The sequence below is a fragment of the Streptomyces sp. NBC_01525 genome, from assembly GCF_045040405.1.
Lineage (GTDB): Bacteria > Actinomycetota > Actinomycetes > Streptomycetales > Streptomycetaceae > Streptomyces > Streptomyces benahoarensis.
Genome location: NZ_CP109397.1, coordinates 5,539,665 through 5,558,533, shown reverse-complemented (window position 1 = coordinate 5,558,533; position 18,869 = coordinate 5,539,665). Strand labels below are relative to the sequence as shown.

Sequence of the window (18,869 nt, the reverse complement as noted above, 5' to 3'; positions counted from 1 at the left end):
GGTGTTCGCGTAGAAATTCCGCCATGGGGCTTCTCTTCCTCGCCGTCGCCGTGCTCGCCGCCGCCGTCTCCTGTCTCCGCGTCTGCCACGCCGCCCGCGTCCTGCCGCCGCCGGCCTGCCCCACCGCCCCGCCGCCCGGGGCACCCCACGGACCGACGCTGTACGAAACGGCGTTCCTGGCAGGCGGGCCGGACAGAGTCGCCGACGTCACCCTGGTGTCGATGGCGCAGCAGCGCCGTCTGCTGCTGGCGCACACCGGCTGGGCCACGGTCGTCGACCCGATCGGCCGGGACGCCGTCGAATGCGCGGTGCTCACCGCCATCGGGTCCGACGGGCAGCGCCGCATACCGGCCATCCGCAACGGACTCGCCGCCACGGAGGCGCTGCGGTCCCTGACGGCCCGGCTGGTCGCCGCCGGTCTCGCCCCGTCGGCCGACCCGTACGGCGGTCTCGGCGAGGCACTGCGGCAGGTGCGGGCCGCCACCCTCGTCGTGCTGCTGGCCGCCGCCGCGGCGGTCTGGCAGGCCCCGCCGGAGCGCGCCACCGGGCCGCTGCTCGGCTGGTTCGCGCTGCCGCTGGTCCTGACGGCCGGTACGTGGGCGATGGCGCGCGCCGAGTACCGCCCGGCCGCGCGCTGGGCGACGGAGGCGGGCGCGGGCCGGTTGCGCCGCGCCGCCACGTCCGCCCCGCCCGCGGCACCCGGGGAGGCGCTGACCGCCCTGGCACTGCACGGCCCGCGGGCGCTCGACGATCCGGCGCTGCGCTCGGCCCTCCACTCTTCCGGGGTATAGCGGGCAACACCGCAGCCCGGTGCTTTACTTCACCGACCACCGCCCCAACCATCCCTTTTGTATGCACGTATGCGGCACGCGCGCGGCCGCATACGTGCCGGGCACGACGAAGGGACGGTTCGTGAAAGCACTCGCGTTGTACGGAACCATCGGGTCGCTCCTCCTGAGCGCCCTCACCACCGCCCCCGCGGACGGCGCCACCCACGCGCCCGCGCCCCTCGCGCGCCCCCTCACCTTCGGGCGCTGCGCCCCCGTCGAGCACCTGCCGTCGGACGTCGAGTGCGCCGCGCTGACCGTCCCGCTCGACTACGCGCGCTCCCAGGGCAAGCAGATCAAGCTGACGGTCAGCCGGATCCGCGCCACCGCCCCCAAGGAGCGGCAGGGCGCCCTGGTCTTCAACCCGGGCGGGCCGGGCGGCTCCAGCATGGACTTCCCGCTCTACGGCACACTGCCCAAGTGGCGCCGGACCGCCCGCGCCTACGACTTCGTCGGCTACGCGCCGCGCGGCGTCGGCCGGTCGGTGCCGCTGTCCTGCCAGGACCCGAAGGCGTTCGCCAAGGCCCCGACGGACAGCCAGGTGCACCCCACCGCCGCCTTCAAGCGCGAGAAGACCGCGCAGGCCGCGGCGTACGCGCGCGGCTGCGCCCGGAAGGCCGGTGCCGATCTGCCGTTCTACAACTCCGTCAACAACGCCCGCGACCTCGACATGCTGCGGGCCGCGCTCGGCGAGCGGAAGCTGACGTTCATGGGCGCGTCCTACGGGACCTACTTCGGCGCCCTGTACGCCACGCTCTACCCCGGGCACGTCCGCCGGATGATCTTCGACAGCGTCGTCGACCCGGACCCGCGGCAGATCTGGTACCGCAACAACCTCACCCAGAACATCGCGTTCCAGGGCCGCTGGCGCGACTGGCTGCGCTGGGTCGCCCGCCACCACGACGCCTACCACCTGGGCACCACGGAGCGGGCCGTGCAGCACGCGTACGACACCGCGCTCGCCCGGCTGCGGCGCCATCCGGCGGGCGGCACGGTGGGACCGGCGCAGCTCCAGTCGGCGTTCCTGAGCACCGGCTACAACGACGTGTACTGGCCGCGCCGGGCGGCGGCCCTGTCGGCGTATCTGCGGGGCGATGAGAAGCCGCTGCGGGCCCAGGCGGCGCCCGATCCCGAGGACGCGGCCGCCGAGGAGAACAGCAACGCGGTCTACACCGCCGTCCAGTGCAACGACGCGGCCTGGCCGCGCGACCTGCGCACCTGGGACCGCGACAACGCCGAGGTGGCGCGGGTCGCGCCGTTCGAGACCTGGGACAACGTCTGGATGAACCTGCCGTGCGCCTTCTGGCCGGACGCCGCGCAGTCGGCGCGCGCCGGGCTGACCGCCGCGACCGGCCGGGCCGCGGACCGGGCCCCCGGGGCGGACGAGGTCGGCGAGGCCGCCCGGTACGCGGCCGCCGCCCGGGCGGCGCAGGCCCTCCCCGGGCACCGCGGTCCGGTCGACATCCGTACCGCGCCCGGCGCGCTGCCGCCGGTCCTGCTGCTGGCCGCCGAACGCGACGGCGCCACGCCCTACCCGGGCGCCCTCGGGCTCCAGGAGCGCCTGCCGGGCTCGTCCCTGGTCACCGAGAACGGCGCCGGAACCCACGGCATCGCGTACGGCCCCAACACCTGCGTGAACGCGCATGTGGAGGCGTATCTGCTGCACGGCACCGTCCCCGGGCACCGGGTGTACTGCGCGCCGCGCGCCGAGCCGAAGCCGGGCGACGGGACGCAGGCCACCAGGAAGGCCCGGAAGGGCGCGACAAGCCCCCGGTGAGCCCCCGGAGGACACAGCGACGGCGGGCCGCCCCATGGTGGGGCGGCCCGCCGTCGTGGTGCACGGGCCGTACGCGGCCGGATCAGGCCAGGCCGGCGACCAGTTCGGCGACCGGCTTGCGGCGACCGGTGTAGAACGGCACCTCCTCGCGGACGTGACGCCGCGCCTCGGAGCCGCGCAGATGACGCATCAGGTCGACGATGCGGTACAGATCGTCGGCCTCGAACGCCAGGATCCACTCGTAGTCGCCGAGCGAGAACGACGGCACGGTGTTGGCGCGGACGTCCGGGAAGCCGCGGGCCATCTTGCCGTGGTCGGCGAGCATCTTCCGGCGCTCGTCGTCGGGCAGCAGGTACCACTCGTAGGAGCGCACGAACGGATAGACGCTGACGTAGTCGCGGGGGCGCTCGTCGGCGAGGAACGCCGGGATGTGCGACTTGTTGAACTCGGCGGGGCGGTGCAGCGCCATGTTGGACCACACCGGGGTGAGGGCGCGGCCCAGGCGGGTGCGGCGGAAGAGGTTGAACGCCTCCTGGAGGGCGTCCGCAGTCTCCGCGTGCCACCAGATCATCACGTCGGCGTCGGCTCGCAGCCCGGAGACGTCGTAGGTGCCGCGGACCACGACGTCCTTGGCGGCGAGCTGCGTGAACAGCTCCTCGACCTCGTCGGCGTACCCGCTACGGTCCTCGGGGAGGACGTCCCGCAGCCGGAAGACCGACCACAGGGTGTAGCGGATGGTGTCGTTGAGGTCCTTCGCCTTCTTGCCGGCGTTCTGCGCCCGCTCCGCGGCGGACCGGTCGGGGGTGGAAGCGGTGGAAGCGTCTGTCATACCGACCATTCTCACTCGCCTCCGGAGAAGTCCGGCGCCCGGGTCTCCAGCGCCGCGAGGATCTCGTCGGCGGCCCGCCGCGCCGACCCGATGCACGCCGGGATGCCGACGCCGTCGTAGGCCGCGCCGCAGACCCGCAGCGCCCCGGGGAGCGCCGCGCGGATCCGGGCGACCCGGTCCGGGTGGCCGACGAAGTACTGCGGCAGCCCGCCCTCCCAGCGGGTGACGGTGGACGCCACGGGGCGGGCGGCAAGGCCCACCGCCGCGCCGAGGTCGGCGAGCGAGATGTCCACCAGCTCGGCGTCGTCGCGGCCCAGCAGCGCGTCGTCCTGGTAGCGGCCGACGGAGGTGCGCAGTACGAACAGCTCCGGGTCGGCGTCGGCGATCCACCCCCACTTGCGGCTCGCGAACGTCGACGCCTTGATGCGGTGGCCGTCCACGGGCGGTACGAGGAAGCCGCTGCCCTCCGGGATGCGCTCCAGGTCGGCGCGGCGGAAGGCCAGGGTGATCAGCGCCATCGAGGCGGAGTCGACGGTGTCCAGCTCGGTGGCGGCCGCCGGGCAGTCGTCCCGCAGCAGCCGTGCCGCGGGCCCGGCGGGCGCCGCCAGGACCACCGCGTCCGCCTCGATCGTGCGGTCGCCCGCCACCACCCGCCAGCCGTCGGCGCCGCGGCGGCGCAGCGAACGAACGGGGGTGCGCAGCGCGATCTCGCCACCGGCGGCGCGTACCGCGTCCGCGACGGCGCCGGGCAGGGTGCCGATGCCGCCGTCGATGCCCATGAAGACCGGCCGGTCGGCGGGGAGGTCCCGGGCCGCCTCGGCGGCGCGCTCCTGGAGGGAGCGGACCCCCGCGATCAGGGACCGCTCGGCGCGGGCCGCCTCGAAGAGCTGCGGGACGGCGGCGCGCATCGAGATGCGGTAGGCGTCGCCCGCGTAGACGCCGCCGAGCAGCGGTTCGACGAGCCGGTCGACGACCTCGCGGCCGAGGCGCTCCGCGACGTACGCGCCGACCGCGACGTCCTCGCCGACGTCGGTGCGCTCCAGGGTCGCGTCGGCGGCGATGCGGTCGAGGCCCTCCGCCGAGATGACGCCGGAGGCCGCGAGCGGGGCGAGGTCGCCGGGGACGCCCATGACGTGGCCCTTGGGCATGGGGCGCAGCGCCCCGCGCGTCCAGAGGGTGGCGGAGGCGGTGGCGGGCGGCTGGAGGCGGTCGCCGAGGCCGACGGCGCGGGCGAGGTCCACGCCCTCGGGCCGCCGCGCCAGCATCGACTCGGCGCCCAGGTCGACGGGTACGCCGGCGATCTCCCCGGCCCGCAGCCTGCCGCCGAGCCGCCCGGACGCCTCCAGGACGGTCACCGCGGCGCCGCCTTCGAGGAGGCGGTGCGCCGCGGCGAGGCCGGCGATCCCGGCGCCGATGACGACCACATGGCGGCCGGCTGCCCGGCCCGTACTGGTGTGCGCTGCGCTCATGCCCCCACTCTCTCAGAGCGCTCCGGGCGCCGGGACGTTGGCCGAGGGCCCCGTTGACACCGCCCGGGGCCCGGCAAAGACTCGGGCGGGCGGCGGCCCGGCGCCCGCCCGCGCCGCTGCCGCCCCGCGCGGGCGCGCGCCCGGACGGCCCGGTCCCCCGGCTCCCCGGACAGCCCCAGACAGCGAGGACACCCTTGATGACCGAGCACCGCGCACGGGACGTCTACGTCGTCGACGCCGTACGGACCCCGGTCGGCAGATACGGCGGTGCGCTGGCGGGCGTACGCCCCGACGATCTCGCCGCGCACGTCCTGGCGGCGCTGGTGGCGCGCAGCCCCGAGCTGGACCCGGCCCTCATCGACGACGTCGTCCTCGGCGACGCGAACGGCGCCGGTGAGGACAACCGGAACGTGGCGCGCATGGCCGTGCTGCTGGCCGGGCTGCCGGACACGGTGCCCGGGGTGACGGTCAACCGGCTGTGCGGTTCGGGTCTGGAGGCCGTCATCCAGGCGGCGCGGGCCCTCGCGCACGGCGATGCGCACCTCGTGGTGGCGGGCGGCGTGGAGTCGATGAGCCGGGCGCCGTACGTCCTCGCCGCACCGGACCGCGGCTTCCCGACGGGCAACCAGGAGCTGTACTCCACGACGCCGGACTGGCGGATGGTCAACCCGCGGATGCGGCCCGAGTGGACGGTCGCGCTGGGCGAGGGCGCCGAGAAGATCGCCGATCTGCACGGGATCACCCGCGAGCAGCAGGACGTGTTCGCGCTGGCCAGCCATCAAAAGGCGAGCCGCGCCTGGCGCGAGGGGCACTACGACGCGGAGGTGGTGCCGCTGCCCGGGGTGGCGCTGGAGCGCGACGAGACGATCCGGGAGGCGTCCTCCCTGGAGGCGCTGTCCCGGCTGAAGCCGGTGTTCCGCCGCATCGGCGGGACGGTCACCGCCGGGAACTCCGCGCCGCTCAACGACGGCGCGGCGGCGCTGCTCCTCGCCGACGAGGAGGGGCTGCGGGCCACCGGCCGGGAACCGCTGGCCCGGATCGGCGCGAGCGCGGTGACGGGCGTGGAACCGCAGTTCTACGGGCTCGGCCCGGTCGGCGCGGTACGGCGGGCCCTGGACCGCGCCGGGCGCGGCTTCGGCGACCTGGCGGTCTTCGAGCTGAACGAGGCGTTCGCCGCACAGGCCCTGGGGTGCATCGGCCGCTGGCCGGAGCTGGACCCCACCCTCGTCAACCCACGCGGCGGCGCCCTCGCGATCGGCCACCCCCTGGGGGCGTCGGGTGCGCGACTGGCCGGTGCGGTGGCCCACCAACTCGCGGCCCGCGGCTCCGGCACGGGCCTGGCGGCGCTGTGCATCGGGGTGGGGCAGGGACTGGCGGTCGTGCTGGAGCGGTGAAGGGGCGGGCCGGGCCCGGCACCGCACGGGGCTTCGTGACGGCCCCGGCCCGGTGAGCGGCGCCGCACGGGGGCCTCGTGGCGGCCCCGGCCTGGCACCGTCACAGTCCGCTCCCCGCCTCGTCCCGGCGTGGCCGCCGCGCTCCCCCGCCGTTGTCGGTGCCGGGCCGTAGCCTGGCTCGGGTGGGCTCGTGCGGGCGTTCCGCGCGGGCACGGCGGACGGCGTGAGGGGCTTCCATGGCGGAACGACTCGTGGTCATCGGCGGCGACGCGGCGGGCATGGCGGCCGCCTCGCAGGCCCGGCGGCTGAAGGGGCCCGGCGAGCTGGCCATCACCGCGTTCGAGCGCGGCCACTTCACGTCGTACTCCGCATGCGGCATCCCGTACTGGGTCGGCGGCAAGGTCGACGGCCCCGCGGCGCTGATCGCCCGTACGCCCGAGGAGCACCGGGCGCGCACCATCGACCTGCGGATGCGGACCGAGGTCACCGAACTCGACCTGGAGCGCGGCCGGGTGCGCGCCCGGGCGCTGGACGACGGCGGCCGGGAGAGCTGGACGGACTTCGACAAGCTGGTGCTGGCCACCGGCGCCCGGCCGCTGCGGCCCCCGCTGCCCGGTATCGAGGCGCGCGGGGTGCACGGCGTGCAGACCCTCGACGACGGCCGCGCCCTGATCGACACCCTCACCGCGTCCCCGGGCCGCCGCGCCGTGGTGATCGGCGCCGGGTACATCGGCGTGGAGATGGCCGAGGCGCTGGTCCACCGCGACTACGCGGTGACGGTGCTGGACAGGGGCGAGCAGCCGATGTCCACGCTCGACCCGGACATGGGCGCGCGGGTGCACGCCGCGATGTGCGGCCTGGGCATCGAGACGGTGCGCCGCGCCGTCGTCACCGCTGTCCTGACCGACGACGAGGGGCGCGCCCGCGCGGTGGCCACCGAGGACGCGGAGTATCCGGCGGACGTGGTGGTGCTGGGGATGGGCGTCCGTCCGGAGACGACGCTGGCCGAGGCGGCGGGGCTGCCGCTCGGGGAGTCCGGCGGGCTGCTGACGGATCTGTCGATGCGGGTGCGCGGCCGGGAGAACGTCTGGGCGGGCGGCGACTGCGTGGAGGTCCTCGACCTGGTGGCGGGCCACACCCGCCATCTCCCGCTCGGCACCCACGCCAACAAACACGGCCAGGTCATCGGCGCCAACGTCGCGGGCGGCTACGCCACCTTCCCCGGGGTGGTGGGCACCGCCGTCAGCAAGGTCTGCGATCTGGAGATCGCCCGCACCGGCCTCCTGGAGCACCAGGCCCGCGCGGTGGGCCTGGAGTTCGTGACCGTGACCATCGAGTCGACCCATCACGCCGGGTACTACCCCAAGGCCCGGCCGATGCACGTGAAGATGCTCGCCGAGCGGCGTACGGGGCGGCTGCTGGGCGTGCAGATCGTCGGCCGTGAGGGCGCCGGGAAGCGGGTGGACATCGCGGCGGTCGCGCTGACCGCCGGGATGACGGTGGAGCAGATGATCATGCTCGACCTGGGTTACGCGCCGCCGTTCTCCCCGGTGTGGGATCCGGTGCTGGTCGCGGCCCGCAAGGCCACGGCGGCGGTCCGGGCCGCCGGGGTGTGACGCCCGGTGGACCGGACCGGCGGCTCAGCGCGCGGTCTGCGTGTGGACGTACTCGACGAGGCGGGTCAGCGCGTCCGGGTCGGTGGCGGGCAGCACGCCGTGGCCGAGGTTGAAGATGTGGCCGTCGAGCCCGGCGGCCGCGTCCAGCACCTCACGGGCCTTGGTCTCCACCGCCTCGCGCGGGGCGAACAGCACGGCCGGGTCGATGTTGCCCTGGAGCGCCTTGCCGGGGCCGACCCGCCGGGCCGCCTCGTCCAGCGGCACCCGCCAGTCGACGCCGACGACGTCCGCCCCGGCCTCGCCGAGCAGGCCCAGCAGCTCGCCGGTGCCGACACCGAAGTGGATCCGCGGCACGCCGTGGTGCGCGACCGCCTCGAAGACCTTCGTGGAGGCGGGCATCACCGAGCGGCGGTAGTCGGCGGGCGACAGCGCGCCGACCCAGGAGTCGAAGAGCTGCACGGCGCTCGCCCCGGCCTCGATCTGCACGGTGAGGAAGGCGGCGGTGATCACGGCGAGGCGGTCCAGCAGGTCGGCCCAGAGCTGCGGGTCGCCGTACATCAGCGCCTTGGTGTGCTCGTGGTTGCGGGACGGGCCGCCCTCGACGAGGTAGCTGGCGAGCGTGAACGGCGCACCGGCGAAGCCGATGAGCGGCGTGGGCCCCAGCTCCTTGACGAGCATCCGCACCGCCTCGGTGACGTACGCGACGTCGCCGGGCTCCAGCGGACGCAGCCGGTCCAGGTCGGCGCGGGTGCGGATCGGGTTCTCGACGACGGGGCCGACGCCCGGCTTGATGTCGAGGTCGATGCCGATGGCCTTGAGCGGGACGACGATGTCGCTGTAGTAGACGGCGGCGTCGACGTGGTGGCGGCGCACCGGCTGGAGGGTGATCTCCGTGACCAGATCGGGCTGCGTGCAGGAGTCGAGCATCGCGATGCCCTCGCGGACCTTGTGGTACTCGGGCAGCGACCGTCCGGCCTGCCGCATGAACCACACCGGGGTGTGCGGCACCGGCTCGCGCCGGCAGGCCCTGAGGAAGGCCGAGTCGTACGTTCCGGTCTGCTGCTGGCCCGTCGGGCGGTCGTTGTCGCTCACGCACGGAATCTTCGCATGCGGCACCGGACACCTCCGAACGGGCGACGCGCGCATCGGGTGTCCTCCCCCTCCGCGGCGCCACTACCGCCTACTCTTCCGGGCATGGCTGCGGCGTACGAACACCTCTCGGACAGCGCGGACGAGACCCCGATCCCCTTCCGACGAGCGGTCGAGTCGCTCCGCGCGGCTCGGCTGCGTCCCGAGATCGACCTCGATGTGGTCCCCGCCCCGAAACGGCTCGCGCCGTACGCCACCGCGCTGGAGGCCACGGTGGTCGAGCGGGGCGCGGGCCCGGACGGCGAGGACGCGGATCTGGCGGACGGACGGCTGGTGCTGCTGTACAACCCCGCCGGGCACGAGGCGTGGCAGGGCGCGTTCCGGGTGGTGACGCTGGCGCGGGCGGAGCTGGAGCCGGAGATGGGCGCCGATCCGCTGCTGCCCGAGGTGTCCTGGTCGTGGCTGACGGGCGCGCTGGACGCCCGCGCGGTGCGGTACGGCGAGGCGAGCGGGACGGTGACGCGGGCCGCGTCGCACCACTTCGGCGGTCTGGCGGCGCGGGAGCCGGCCACCCAGATCGAGATCCGCGCGTCGTGGACCCCTGCCGAGGGCCCCGGCGGTGTACCCGACACGGGCGGGCACCTCGCGGCGTGGTGCGACCTGCTGTGCCAGGTCGCCGGTCTGCCCCCGGCCTCGCAGGAGGCCGGTCCGCGCGGCGGTGTGGTGCCGCTCCCCCAGCGCCGGGGGGTCCAGCCCCGCTGAGCCGTCCCGCGCCGGGCGGCGAAGCCCCGGCCCGGCCGACCGGCGCCCACCACTCACGGCGCCGGCCACCGGGCACGGCCCCGAACCGAGGGCGTCGCACCACGCGGTGCGGCGCCCTCGGCGTGTCCGTGCCGCGCGCCCGGCGCCGTCCTCGTGCACCGTGCGCGGAAAGTGGTGCGCCGTTGATCACCCCGGTGTTCACGTATGATCGCTCACGCATCCGATTTGTCCGAATTGACACTAACTAAATCGTGATCGATGCCTAAAGTCCCCTCGGATTGCTGCCGAAGAGGTCAGTGACCCTTCACATACGGAACGTCCCGGCTCGCCCCTTGTAGCCGGTCGTGTCCGTCCCGCCACTCCCCCCAGGAGGCCCGGTGTCTGTTCTCCTCGAGCAACCTTCGAGCCTGGTCGCCTACCGCCCGAACAAGCCGACGGCCATGGTCGTCGTGGCCGACCCTCGCGTCCGCTCCACCGTCACCCGCCACCTGTGGGCCCTCGGAGTACGGGACGTGATCGAGGCGTCGTCGATCGCGGAGGCCCGCCCCCGCGTCGGCAACCCACGCGACATCTGCGTTGCCGACGTCCACCTGCCCGACGGCTCCGGCCTGACGCTGCTCTCCGAGACCCGCGCCGCCGGGTGGCCCAACGGCCTCGCCCTGTCCGCTGCCGACGACATCGGCGCGGTACGCAACGCCCTCGCGGGCGGCGTCAAGGGCTATGTCGTCACCGGCACCCGCACCAACCTCGGCCTGCCGGGCCGCCCGGGAGCCGCACCCATCGGCGCCCACGCCGCCCGTATGCAGCGCCGCCCGCCGGGCGCCCCGGGCCACCCGGGCGGCTACCGCGAGCTGTCGGGCCGGGAGGTCGAAGTGCTGCGGCTGGTGGCGGAGGGCCAGTCCAACAAGGCGATCGGCGTGTCGATGGGGCTGTCCGCCCTGACCGTCAAGAGCCACCTCGCCCGCATCGCCCGCAAGCTCGGCACCGGAGACCGGGCCGGAATGGTGGCCGTGGCGCTGCGCACCGGCATCATCCACTGACCCGCACCCCGGCGCATCGCCCGTCGAGGGAACGTTCCCCTCGACGGGCGATGCGCATACACAGATACCCTTGACAGGTGACCGACGCCCAAAAGACCGCAGCAGACACGACACTGCGAGCAGCCGGAGACTCGCCTCCGGATTCCCGACCGGCGCCGGAACCCCTGTTGGAGCCCCGTGAGGGCATCCCCCCGGTGACCGCCAGCGGTGACGCCCTCGCCCAGGTCGTCGCCGCCCTCGCGGCGGGCAACGGCCCCCTCGCCGTCGACGCCGAGCGTGCCTCGGGCTACCGCTACGGCCAGCGCGCCTACCTCGTCCAGCTGCGCCGCCAGGGCGCCGGCAGCGTTCTGATCGACCCGGTCGGCTGCCCGGACCTCGGCACGCTCGGCGACGCCGTCGCCGACACCGAGTGGGTCCTGCACGCCGCCACCCAGGATCTGCCGTGCCTGCGCGACATAGGGATGGTGCCGACCCGGCTGTTCGACACCGAGCTGGCGGGCCGCCTCGCCGGTTTCGCGCGGGTGGGCCTGGGCGCGATGGTCGAGAACGTCCTCGGCTACGCGCTGGAGAAGGGCCACTCCGCCGTCGACTGGTCGACCCGTCCGCTCCCCGACCCGTGGCTGCGCTACGCCGCGCTCGACGTCGAGCTGCTGGTGGATCTCCGCGACGCGCTGGAGGAGGAGCTGGAGCAGCAGGGGAAGCTGGAGTGGGCCCGGCAGGAGTTCGCCGCCATCGCCGGTGCTCCCCCGGCCCCGCCGCGCAAGGATCCCTGGCGCCGCACCTCCGGGATGCACAAGGTGCGCCGCCGTCGTCAGATGGCCGTCGTCCGCGAACTGTGGACGGCGCGCGACCGGGTGGCCCAGAAACGCGATGTCTCCCCGGGCAAGGTGCTCGGCGACTCCGCGATCGTGGAGGCGGCGCTGCATCTGCCGCCGAACGCCCACGCGCTGGCCGCGCTGCCCGGCTTCGGGCACCGGATGGGCCGCCGTCAGCTGGAGCAGTGGCAGGCGGCCGTGGACCGGGCGCGGGCGCTGCCGGACAGCGAACTGCCGCAGCCCGGCGCGCCGCTCAACGGCCCGCCGCCGCCCCGCGCCTGGGCGGACAAGGACCCGGTGGCCGCGGCGCGGCTCTCGGCGGCGCGTGCGGCGGTGACCGCGCTGGCGGAGGAGCTGAACCTCCCGCAGGAGAACCTCATCACGCCCGACACCGTGCGCCGGCTGTGCTGGGAGCCGCCCGCCGAGCCGAACCCGGATGCCGTCTCCGCCGTCCTGGCCGGGCACGGCGCGCGCCCCTGGCAGGTCCAGCTGGTGTCGCCCCTGCTCACCCAGGCGCTGACGACGCACGACGGCTGACGGCACACCGCACCCCGGCGGCCTCATGGGCGCGCCGGGGTGCGGGTGGCCGCTGCGGACCGTACGGCGCCGGGGCCGCGGACCGGTCTACGGGCGTCAGTCCTGGTCGGTGTGTTCCTGCAGGATCTTGTTCTCCTTGGCGTCGACGTCGAAGGTCGTCTTCTTCCAGTCGGAGGTCGAGACGACGTCCACCTTCCAGACGGGCTTGCCGTGGTCGGTGTTCTCCAGCTCGATCGCCGCGACGTCGCCCTTCTTCTTCGCCATCGCCGTCCTGGCGGCCGTCGGCGCGGTGACCGTGGCGTCCCGCAGCCGCTTCGCCAGCGCCTTGCGGTCCTCGGCCTTCTGCTGCTCGGCGACCGGCTTCCCGGCCCTCCCGGTGACCGCGTCGACCCGGACGGTGTGGGCGGTACCGTCGGCCGCCGCCATCACCGTCTCCCATACGGGGTTGCCGGCGCCTCCGCCCTTCAGTTCGGTGGAGACGGGCTCGGTGTGCGGCACGGCGCCCGCCGCGGCGGTCAGCACCTGCGCGTGGTCGGCCTTGGTCTTCGCGAAGAGTTCCTTGCTCTCGCTCTGGTCCTTGGTCAGATTCCGGCCGGGCGAGGTGTTCGGGGAGCCGCCTGGGGAGGTGGCCGCCGCCGGGGACGCCACCTCGGGACTGTCCGGCGCACCGCTCACGCTCTTGCCCGTGCCGCTGCCGCAGCCCGCGAGGAGCGCACCGGTGGCGGCAACGGCGCACACCGCTCCGAGCGCGCGGGGCCCCACGGGACGCCGCCGACCGCGCACACACACCACCAGATCCTTACGCTTTGTGTCCATAGAGGCACTTTATGTGCGCCTGTGGTTGATCACATCTCCACGGCGCCGACACCTCCGCGATGTGACCTTCACCGCTCCGGGCGAGGGGGCTGTGCAGCATGGTTACCCGTAAGTAGCATGTCGGTGTGATGCGTCCCTCCGGGGGCGCCCCGCAGCAGTGCCATCCCGCACCTGGAGGAGAGCCAACGTGCCTCGTACCGCTAGGGACGTCGTCTTCGTCGACGGCGTCCGCACCCCGTTCGGCAAGGCGGGCCCGAAGGGCATCTACCACGAGACCCGCGCCGACGACCTGGTCGTCAAGTGCATCCGGGAGCTGCTGCGCCGCAACCCGGACCTGGACCCCGCAAAGATCGACGAGGTCGCGCTCGCGGCGACCACGCAGATCGGTGACCAGGGCCTGACCCTGGGCCGTACCGCCGGCATCCTGGCGGGCCTGCCGCAGTCGGTGCCCGGCTTCTCCATCGACCGCATGTGCGCCGGTGCGATGACCGCCGTCACCAGCATCGCCGGTGGCGTCTCCTTCGGTGCGTACGACATCGCCGTCGCCGGTGGCGTCGAGCACATGGGACGGCACCCCATGGGTGAGGGCGTCGACCCCAACCCACGGTTCGTCAGCGAGAAGCTGGTCGACCAGTCGGCGCTGTTCATGGGCATGACGGCGGAGAACCTCCACGACCGGCTGCCGCACCTGACCAAGGAGCGCGCCGACGCCTACGCCGTCCGCAGCCAGGAGAAGGCCGCGAAGGCGTACGCCAACGGCCAGATCCAGGCCGACCTGGTGCCGGTCTCGGTGCGCCGGACCAACGCCGAGGCGGGCGAGATTGGTTGGGGTCTGGCCACCGCCGACGAGCCGATGCGGCCGGGCACCACGCTGGAGAACCTCGCCGGGCTGAAGACGCCGTTCCGGCCGCACGGCCGGGTGACCGCGGGCAACGCCGCCGGTCTCAACGACGGCGCGACCGCCTCGCTGATCGCCGCCGAGGACGTGGCGCGCGAGCTGGGCCTGCCCGTCAAGATGCGTCTTGTCGACTACGCCTTCGCGGGCGTGGAGCCGGAGGTCATGGGCATCGGCCCGGTCCCGGCGACGGAGAAGGCGCTGGCCAAGGCCGGTCTGACCATCGACGACATCGGCCTGTTCGAGATCAACGAGGCGTTCGCCGTCCAGGTGCTCTCGCTGCTCGACCACTACGGCATCGCCGACGACGACCCGCGCGTCAACCAGTACGGCGGCGCCATCGCGTTCGGCCACCCGCTGGCCTCCTCCGGCGTCCGGCTGATGACGCAGCTGGCCCGCCAGTTCGAGGAGCAGCCGCACGTCCGCTACGGCATCACCACCATGTGCGTCGGCTTCGGCATGGGTGGCACCGTGATCTGGGAGAACCCGCACTGGAGCGGAGCGACTAATGGACACCGCGAGGGGAACAAGTGACTACTACCGCTGAGCTGTTGAAGGGCGCGGCCGAACTCTTCCCGGACGAGGTCGTCACCCAGGCGCATGTGCGCCACCTCGACCTGCCCAAGGGTGCGGGCCGCTTCGCGCTCATCACGCTGGACAACGGCCTGGACCACACCAAGCCGACCACCTTCGGCCCGCAGTCACTCGCCCACCTGAACGTGGCGATCGACCAGGTCGAGAAGGAGGCCGCGGACGGCAGGATCGTCGGCGTCGGTATCACCGGCAAGCCGTTCATCTTCGCCGTCGGCGCCGACCTCAAGGGCGTCGAGCTGCTGAAGCGCCACGAGGACGCGCTGGCCATCGGCAAGGGCGGCCACGACGTCTTCACGCGGCTGTCGGGCCTGGCCGTGCCGACGTTCGCGTACTACAACGGCGCGGCGATGGGCGGCGGCGTCGAGGTCGGCCTGCACTGCTCGTACCGCACCGTCTCCAAGGCGCTGCCCGCGTTCTCGCTGCCCGAGGTCTTCCTCGGCCTGGTGCCCGGCTGGGGCGGCTGCGTGCTGCTGCCGAACCTGATCGGACCCGACCGCGCGGTCTCGGTCATCATCGAGAACTCCCTCAACCAGAACAAGCAGCTCAAGGGAGAGCAGGTCTTCGACCTCGGCATCGCGGACGCGCTGTTCGAGGGCGCGGACTTCCTGGAGCAGTCCCTGATCTGGACCGCCTCGGTGCTGACCGGCGAGACCGAGGTCGCGCGGCCCGAGCTGGACCGCGGCGCCGCCTGGGACGAGGCCGTGGCCCGCGGCAAGGCCGTCGCCGACGGCAAGGTGCACGGCGCGGCCCCCGCCGCCTACCGCGCGCTGGACATCATCGCGGCGGCCAAGAACGCGGGCTCCGCCCGCGAGGGCTTCGACACCGAGACGCTGTTCGCTCTCGAAAACGTGGCGCTCGCCGACCTGATCATGGGCGGCGAACTGCGCTCCGGCCTCTACGCGTTCCACCTCGTACAGAAGCGCGCCAAGCGGCCCGCCGGTGCGCCGGACAAGGCGCTGGCCCGCCCGGTCACCAAGGTCGGTGTCGTCGGCGCCGGTCTGATGGCCTCCCAGCTGGCGCTGCTCTTCGCGCGCCGCCTGGAGGTCCCGGTCGTCCTCACCGACATCGACCAGGCCCGGATCGACAAGGGCGTCGAGTACGTCCACGGCGAGATCGACAAGCTGCTGCTCAAGGGCCGCGTCAACCAGGACAAGGCGAACCGCCTCAAGGGCCTGGTGACCGGTCACCTCGACAAGGCCGCCGCCTTCGGCGACGCGGACTTCGTCATCGAGGCCGTCTTCGAGGAGATGGGCGTCAAGCAGCAGGTGTTCGCCGAGGTCGAGGCGGTCGTCCCGGAGCACGCGATCCTGGCGACCAACACCTCCTCGCTGTCGGTCACCGAGATGGCGTCGAAGCTCAAGAACCCCGAGCGGGTCGTGGGCTTCCACTTCTTCAACCCGGTCGCGATCCTGCCGCTGCTGGAGATCGTCCGCGCCGAGAAGACCGACGACGCGTCGCTGGCCACCGCCTTCGCCGTCGCCAAGTCGCTGAAGAAGACCGCGGTGCTGGTGAAGGACGCCCCGGCGTTCGTCGTCAACCGCATCCTGACCCGCTTCATGGGCGAGATCCAGAACGTCATCGACGAGGGCACATCCGTCGCCGTGGCGGAGAAGGCCGTCGAGCCGCTGGGCCTGCCGATGTCACCGCTGGTCCTGCTGGAGCTGGTCGGCCCGGCGATCGGTCTGCACGTCTCCGAGACGCTGCACGGCGCGTTCCCGGAGCGGTTCACCGTCTCCCCGAACCTCAAGGCCGTCGTCGATGCGGGCAAGCGCGGCTTCTACGTCTACTCCGCCGAGAACGGCTTCAAGCCGGAGCTGGACCCGGAGGTCGCCGCGCTGCTGCAGCAGGGCGACGCGGTGCTGACCGAGGAGCAGGTCCGCGACCGTGTGCTGGACGCCGTGGCGCAGGAGATCGGTCTGATGCTGGACGAGGGCGTCGTCGCCGAGGCGCAGGACATCGACCTGTGCCTGATCACCGGCGCGGGCTGGCCCTTCCACCTGGGCGGCATCACGCCGTACCTGGACCGCGCGGGCGTCTCCGAGCGGGTGACGGGCAAGAAGTTCCTGGCCCCGGGCCTGGCGAGCGTGCCCGCGTAAGGCACCTGGCAACACAGCGGCGCGGGTCGGCTTGGCGGAGCCGGCCCGCGCCGTCGTGCGTCCGCCGCGCCGCCCGGCACATGACAGGCTGGAGCCATGGATTCCTTGGTCATCGTCGATGCCGCGAACGTCGTCGGGTCGGTCCCGGATGGCTGGTGGCGCGACCGGCGCGGCGCCGCGGAGCGGCTGCGGGACGGGCTGGCCGCCCACGCCGCCGCGGGCCTGCCCGGGTACGCCGAACCGCCCCTGGAGCTGGTGCTGGTGGTGGAGGGCGCGGCCCGGGAGGTGGCGTCCGTCGACGGGGTGCGGGTGGAGTCCGCACCCGGCAGCGGCGACGACCGGATGGTGGAGCTGGTGGCGGCCGAGGGCGCCGGGCGGGACTGCCTGGTGGTGACCGCCGACCGCGGCCTGCGGGCCCGCGTCGAGGCGCTGGGCGCGCGGGTGGCGGGCCCCCGCGCGGTCCGCGACGCCCGGGGCGGGGGCGGTCGGTCGGGGGCGTGACGGACGACTGAGGAGGCGGGGCGGCCCCCACGATGGCGGGCGGCCCGGCCGTCGGCGCGGCCCCACCCCCAACAGCGCGCTCCCGTACGGAAGTTGTCCCTCAGCCCCGCCCCGCACCACCGCCCGCCGCCCTCCCCTCGGCCGCGATACGGCGCCCCAGGCGGCTGTGCGCCCGCCCGTACATGGCGTAGACGACGATGCCGATCACCATCCAGGCGGCGAAGCGGAGCCAGGTCTCGGCGGGCAGGTTGAGCATCAGCCAGAGCGAGGCGAGCACCGACAGCGCGGGGACCAGCGGGACCAGCGGGGTGCGGAAGGACCGGGGCAGGTCGGGGCGGGAGCGGCGGAGCAGGATGACGCCGAGGGCGACGACGACGAAGGCGAAGAGCGTGCCGATGTTGACGAGTTCGGCGAGTTCGTTGATCGAGGTGAACCCGGCGACGACGGCGACCACCGCGCCCAGCAGGACCGTGGAGCGGTAGGGCGTGCCGAACGTGGGGTGCACCCGGGAGAAGAACTGCGGCAGCAGCCCGTCCCGGCTCATCGCGAAGAACACCCGGCTCTGCCCCAGCAGCAGGATCATGCAGACCGAGGTGAGGCCGACCGCCGCGCCGAAGCTGATGATCCCGGCGTAGAAGGGATGGCCGACGGACTTGAAGGCGTCGGCGAGCGGGGCGTCGGTCGACAGCTCGGTGTACTTCTGCATGCCGGTGACCACGATCGACACCGCGACGTAGAGGAAGGTGCAGATGGCGAGGGAGCCGAGGATGCCGCGGGGGACGTCGCGCTGCGGGTGGCGGGTCTCCTCGGCGGCGGTGGCGACGATGTCGAAGCCGATGAAGGCGAAGAAGACGACGGCGGCGGCGGCGAAGATGCCCATGACGCCGAAGTGGGACGGGGTGAAGCCGAAGAGGAGCTGGGAGAGCGGGGCGGCGTAGCCGCTCCCCCCCGCGTGCGGACGGGTGGGCGGCAGGAACGGCCGGTAGTTCTGGCCGCTGATGAAGAACGACCCGGCGATGACGACGAGCAGCACCACCGTCACCTTGATGCCGACGATCACACTCGTCACCCGGGACGACAGCTTCATACCGAGGACGAGGATGGCCGTCAGCACCAGGACCAGGATGCAGGCGAGCAGGTCGAAGCCGAACATGCCGCCCTGGGTCCCGGAGAGCGCGGCGGGCAGATGCCAGCCCGCGGAGTCCAGCAGCGAGCGGACGTAGCCGGACCAGCCGACGGCGACCACCGCGCAGCCCAGCGCCAGCTCCAGGACCAGGTCCCAGCCGATGATCCAGGCGGGGAACTCGCCGAGCGAAGCGTACGAGAAGGTGTACGCGGACCCCGCGACCGGGACGGTGGAGGCGAACTCCGCGTAACAGAGCGCGGCGAGGGCGCAGACCACACCGGCGACGACGAAGGAGAGGGCGACCGCCGGGCCCGCCTGCTCCTTCGCGATCTTGCCGGTGAGGACGAAGATGCCGGTGCCGATGACGACACCGACGCCGAAGACCGTCAGGTCCAGCGCCGACAGGGACTTCTTGAGCGCGTGCTCCGGCTCCTCGGTGTCCTCGATGGACTGCTCGACGCTCTTCGTCCGGAACACCCCGCGGTCGCGGCGTGACCGGGTGCCTGGGCCCTGCTGTGTGCTCATGGGCGAACCTCCGCCTGGACGACCCTCACCACTCACCTGAACTGGCAAATTCTCTGCAATGCAGACAAATCGTCAGGGGTGGCGGGCCCCGGGCGGCGGCGATTCACCCTATGGAGCGCGGCGGCGGGCAAACGGATGGGCCGGTCGGCGCACCCGGAGGT

Annotated in this window: 15 protein-coding genes; 10 read left to right on the top strand and 5 right to left on the bottom strand. The window is 73.7% G+C overall.

Annotated features, from left to right (window positions below; translation table 11 throughout):
- Positions 1-23 precede the first annotated feature (23 nt).
- Complete coding sequence (locus OG422_RS24715; RefSeq protein WP_143941944.1) at positions 24-791, top strand: TIGR04222 domain-containing membrane protein; 768 nt, start codon at positions 24-26, stop codon at positions 789-791.
- Between the two features lie 121 nt (positions 792-912).
- Positions 913-2,604: an alpha/beta hydrolase gene (locus OG422_RS24710; RefSeq protein WP_405745698.1), complete on the top strand. Its 1,692-nt coding sequence runs from the start codon at positions 913-915 to the stop codon at positions 2,602-2,604.
- Positions 2,605-2,686: 82 nt separating this feature from the next.
- On the opposite strand, the gene hemQ is transcribed toward OG422_RS24710, so the two are convergent.
- Positions 2,687-3,433: a hydrogen peroxide-dependent heme synthase gene (gene hemQ / locus OG422_RS24705; protein ID WP_143941943.1), complete on the bottom strand. Its 747-nt coding sequence runs from the start codon at positions 3,431-3,433 to the stop codon at positions 2,687-2,689.
- An 11-nt stretch (positions 3,434-3,444) separates the two neighbouring features.
- The gene (hemG, locus tag OG422_RS24700; protein ID WP_405745694.1) at positions 3,445-4,902 is read right to left on the bottom strand and encodes a protoporphyrinogen oxidase; all 1,458 of its coding nucleotides are present in this window, start codon (positions 4,900-4,902) and stop codon (positions 3,445-3,447) included.
- Between the two features lie 197 nt (positions 4,903-5,099).
- Between hemG and OG422_RS24695 the strand changes: the two genes are divergently transcribed.
- A complete protein-coding gene (locus tag OG422_RS24695) occupies positions 5,100-6,296 on the top strand; it encodes a thiolase family protein (protein WP_405745691.1) in 1,197 nt (398 codons plus the stop codon).
- A gap of 236 nt (positions 6,297-6,532) precedes the next feature.
- On the top strand, positions 6,533-7,912 hold the full coding sequence (locus OG422_RS24690; protein ID WP_405745688.1) for an FAD-dependent oxidoreductase: 1,380 nt from the start codon (positions 6,533-6,535) through the stop codon (positions 7,910-7,912).
- A 24-nt stretch (positions 7,913-7,936) separates the two neighbouring features.
- Here the strand turns inward: OG422_RS24690 and hemE are convergent, their stop codons facing one another.
- The gene (gene hemE / locus OG422_RS24685; protein ID WP_405745685.1) at positions 7,937-9,004 is read right to left on the bottom strand and encodes a uroporphyrinogen decarboxylase; all 1,068 of its coding nucleotides are present in this window, start codon (positions 9,002-9,004) and stop codon (positions 7,937-7,939) included.
- Between the two features lie 102 nt (positions 9,005-9,106).
- Here hemE and OG422_RS24680 point away from each other — a divergent pair, with 102 nt between their 5' ends.
- The 3 genes from OG422_RS24680 to OG422_RS24670 all read left to right on the top strand — a co-directional run bounded on the left by OG422_RS24680 (position 9,107) and on the right by OG422_RS24670 (position 12,155).
- A complete protein-coding gene (locus tag OG422_RS24680; protein ID WP_405745682.1) occupies positions 9,107-9,763 on the top strand; it encodes a DUF3000 domain-containing protein in 657 nt (218 codons plus the stop codon).
- A gap of 377 nt (positions 9,764-10,140) precedes the next feature.
- Positions 10,141-10,803 carry a response regulator transcription factor gene (locus OG422_RS24675; protein WP_030279967.1) on the top strand — a complete coding sequence of 221 codons (663 nt, stop codon included), beginning with the start codon at positions 10,141-10,143 and terminating at the stop codon, positions 10,801-10,803.
- A gap of 77 nt (positions 10,804-10,880) precedes the next feature.
- The gene (locus OG422_RS24670; RefSeq protein ID WP_405745679.1) at positions 10,881-12,155 is read left to right on the top strand and encodes an HRDC domain-containing protein; all 1,275 of its coding nucleotides are present in this window, start codon (positions 10,881-10,883) and stop codon (positions 12,153-12,155) included.
- Positions 12,156-12,251: 96 nt separating this feature from the next.
- On the opposite strand, the gene OG422_RS24665 is transcribed toward OG422_RS24670, so the two are convergent.
- On the bottom strand, positions 12,252-12,971 hold the full coding sequence (locus tag OG422_RS24665) for a PepSY domain-containing protein (protein WP_405745677.1): 720 nt from the start codon (positions 12,969-12,971) through the stop codon (positions 12,252-12,254).
- A 187-nt stretch (positions 12,972-13,158) separates the two neighbouring features.
- Here OG422_RS24665 and OG422_RS24660 point away from each other — a divergent pair, with 187 nt between their 5' ends.
- From OG422_RS24660 to OG422_RS24650, 3 genes are all read left to right on the top strand, one after another.
- Complete coding sequence (locus OG422_RS24660; RefSeq protein ID WP_143941935.1) at positions 13,159-14,400, top strand: acetyl-CoA C-acyltransferase; 1,242 nt, start codon at positions 13,159-13,161, stop codon at positions 14,398-14,400.
- The gene (locus tag OG422_RS24655) at positions 14,397-16,556 is read left to right on the top strand and encodes a 3-hydroxyacyl-CoA dehydrogenase NAD-binding domain-containing protein (protein WP_405745674.1); all 2,160 of its coding nucleotides are present in this window, start codon (positions 14,397-14,399) and stop codon (positions 16,554-16,556) included. The genes OG422_RS24660 and OG422_RS24655 overlap by 4 nt, the downstream gene beginning before the upstream one ends.
- 96 nt (positions 16,557-16,652) lie before the next feature.
- Positions 16,653-17,057 (top strand): NTP pyrophosphohydrolase, encoded by a 405-nt coding sequence (locus OG422_RS24650; RefSeq protein ID WP_143941933.1) that lies wholly within the window; start codon positions 16,653-16,655, stop codon positions 17,055-17,057.
- Between the two features lie 100 nt (positions 17,058-17,157).
- Here OG422_RS24650 and OG422_RS24645 read toward each other — a convergent pair whose 3' ends face one another.
- Positions 17,158-18,708, bottom strand: a complete 1,551-nt coding sequence (locus tag OG422_RS24645; RefSeq protein WP_405745670.1) for an amino acid permease — start codon at positions 18,706-18,708, stop codon at positions 17,158-17,160.
- Positions 18,709-18,869: the final 161 nt, after the last annotated feature.

Excerpts from the sequence above, each read along its gene's own strand:
- OG422_RS24680 (WP_405745682.1), top strand. The coding sequence starts at position 9,107 with ATGGCTGCGGCGTACGAACACCTCTCGGACAGCGCGGACGAGACCCCG.
- OG422_RS24645 (WP_405745670.1), bottom strand. The coding sequence starts at position 18,708 with ATGAGCACACAGCAGGGCCCAGGCACCCGGTCACGCCGCGACCGCGGG.
- OG422_RS24665 (WP_405745677.1), bottom strand. The coding sequence starts at position 12,971 with ATGGACACAAAGCGTAAGGATCTGGTGGTGTGTGTGCGCGGTCGGCGG.
- OG422_RS24695 (WP_405745691.1), top strand. The coding sequence starts at position 5,100 with ATGACCGAGCACCGCGCACGGGACGTCTACGTCGTCGACGCCGTACGG.
- OG422_RS24690 (WP_405745688.1), top strand. The coding sequence starts at position 6,533 with ATGGCGGAACGACTCGTGGTCATCGGCGGCGACGCGGCGGGCATGGCG.
- hemG (WP_405745694.1), bottom strand. The coding sequence starts at position 4,902 with ATGAGCGCAGCGCACACCAGTACGGGCCGGGCAGCCGGCCGCCATGTG.
- OG422_RS24650 (WP_143941933.1), top strand. The coding sequence starts at position 16,653 with ATGGATTCCTTGGTCATCGTCGATGCCGCGAACGTCGTCGGGTCGGTC.
- hemQ (WP_143941943.1), bottom strand. The coding sequence starts at position 3,433 with ATGACAGACGCTTCCACCGCTTCCACCCCCGACCGGTCCGCCGCGGAG.
- OG422_RS24715 (WP_143941944.1), top strand. The coding sequence starts at position 24 with ATGGGGCTTCTCTTCCTCGCCGTCGCCGTGCTCGCCGCCGCCGTCTCC.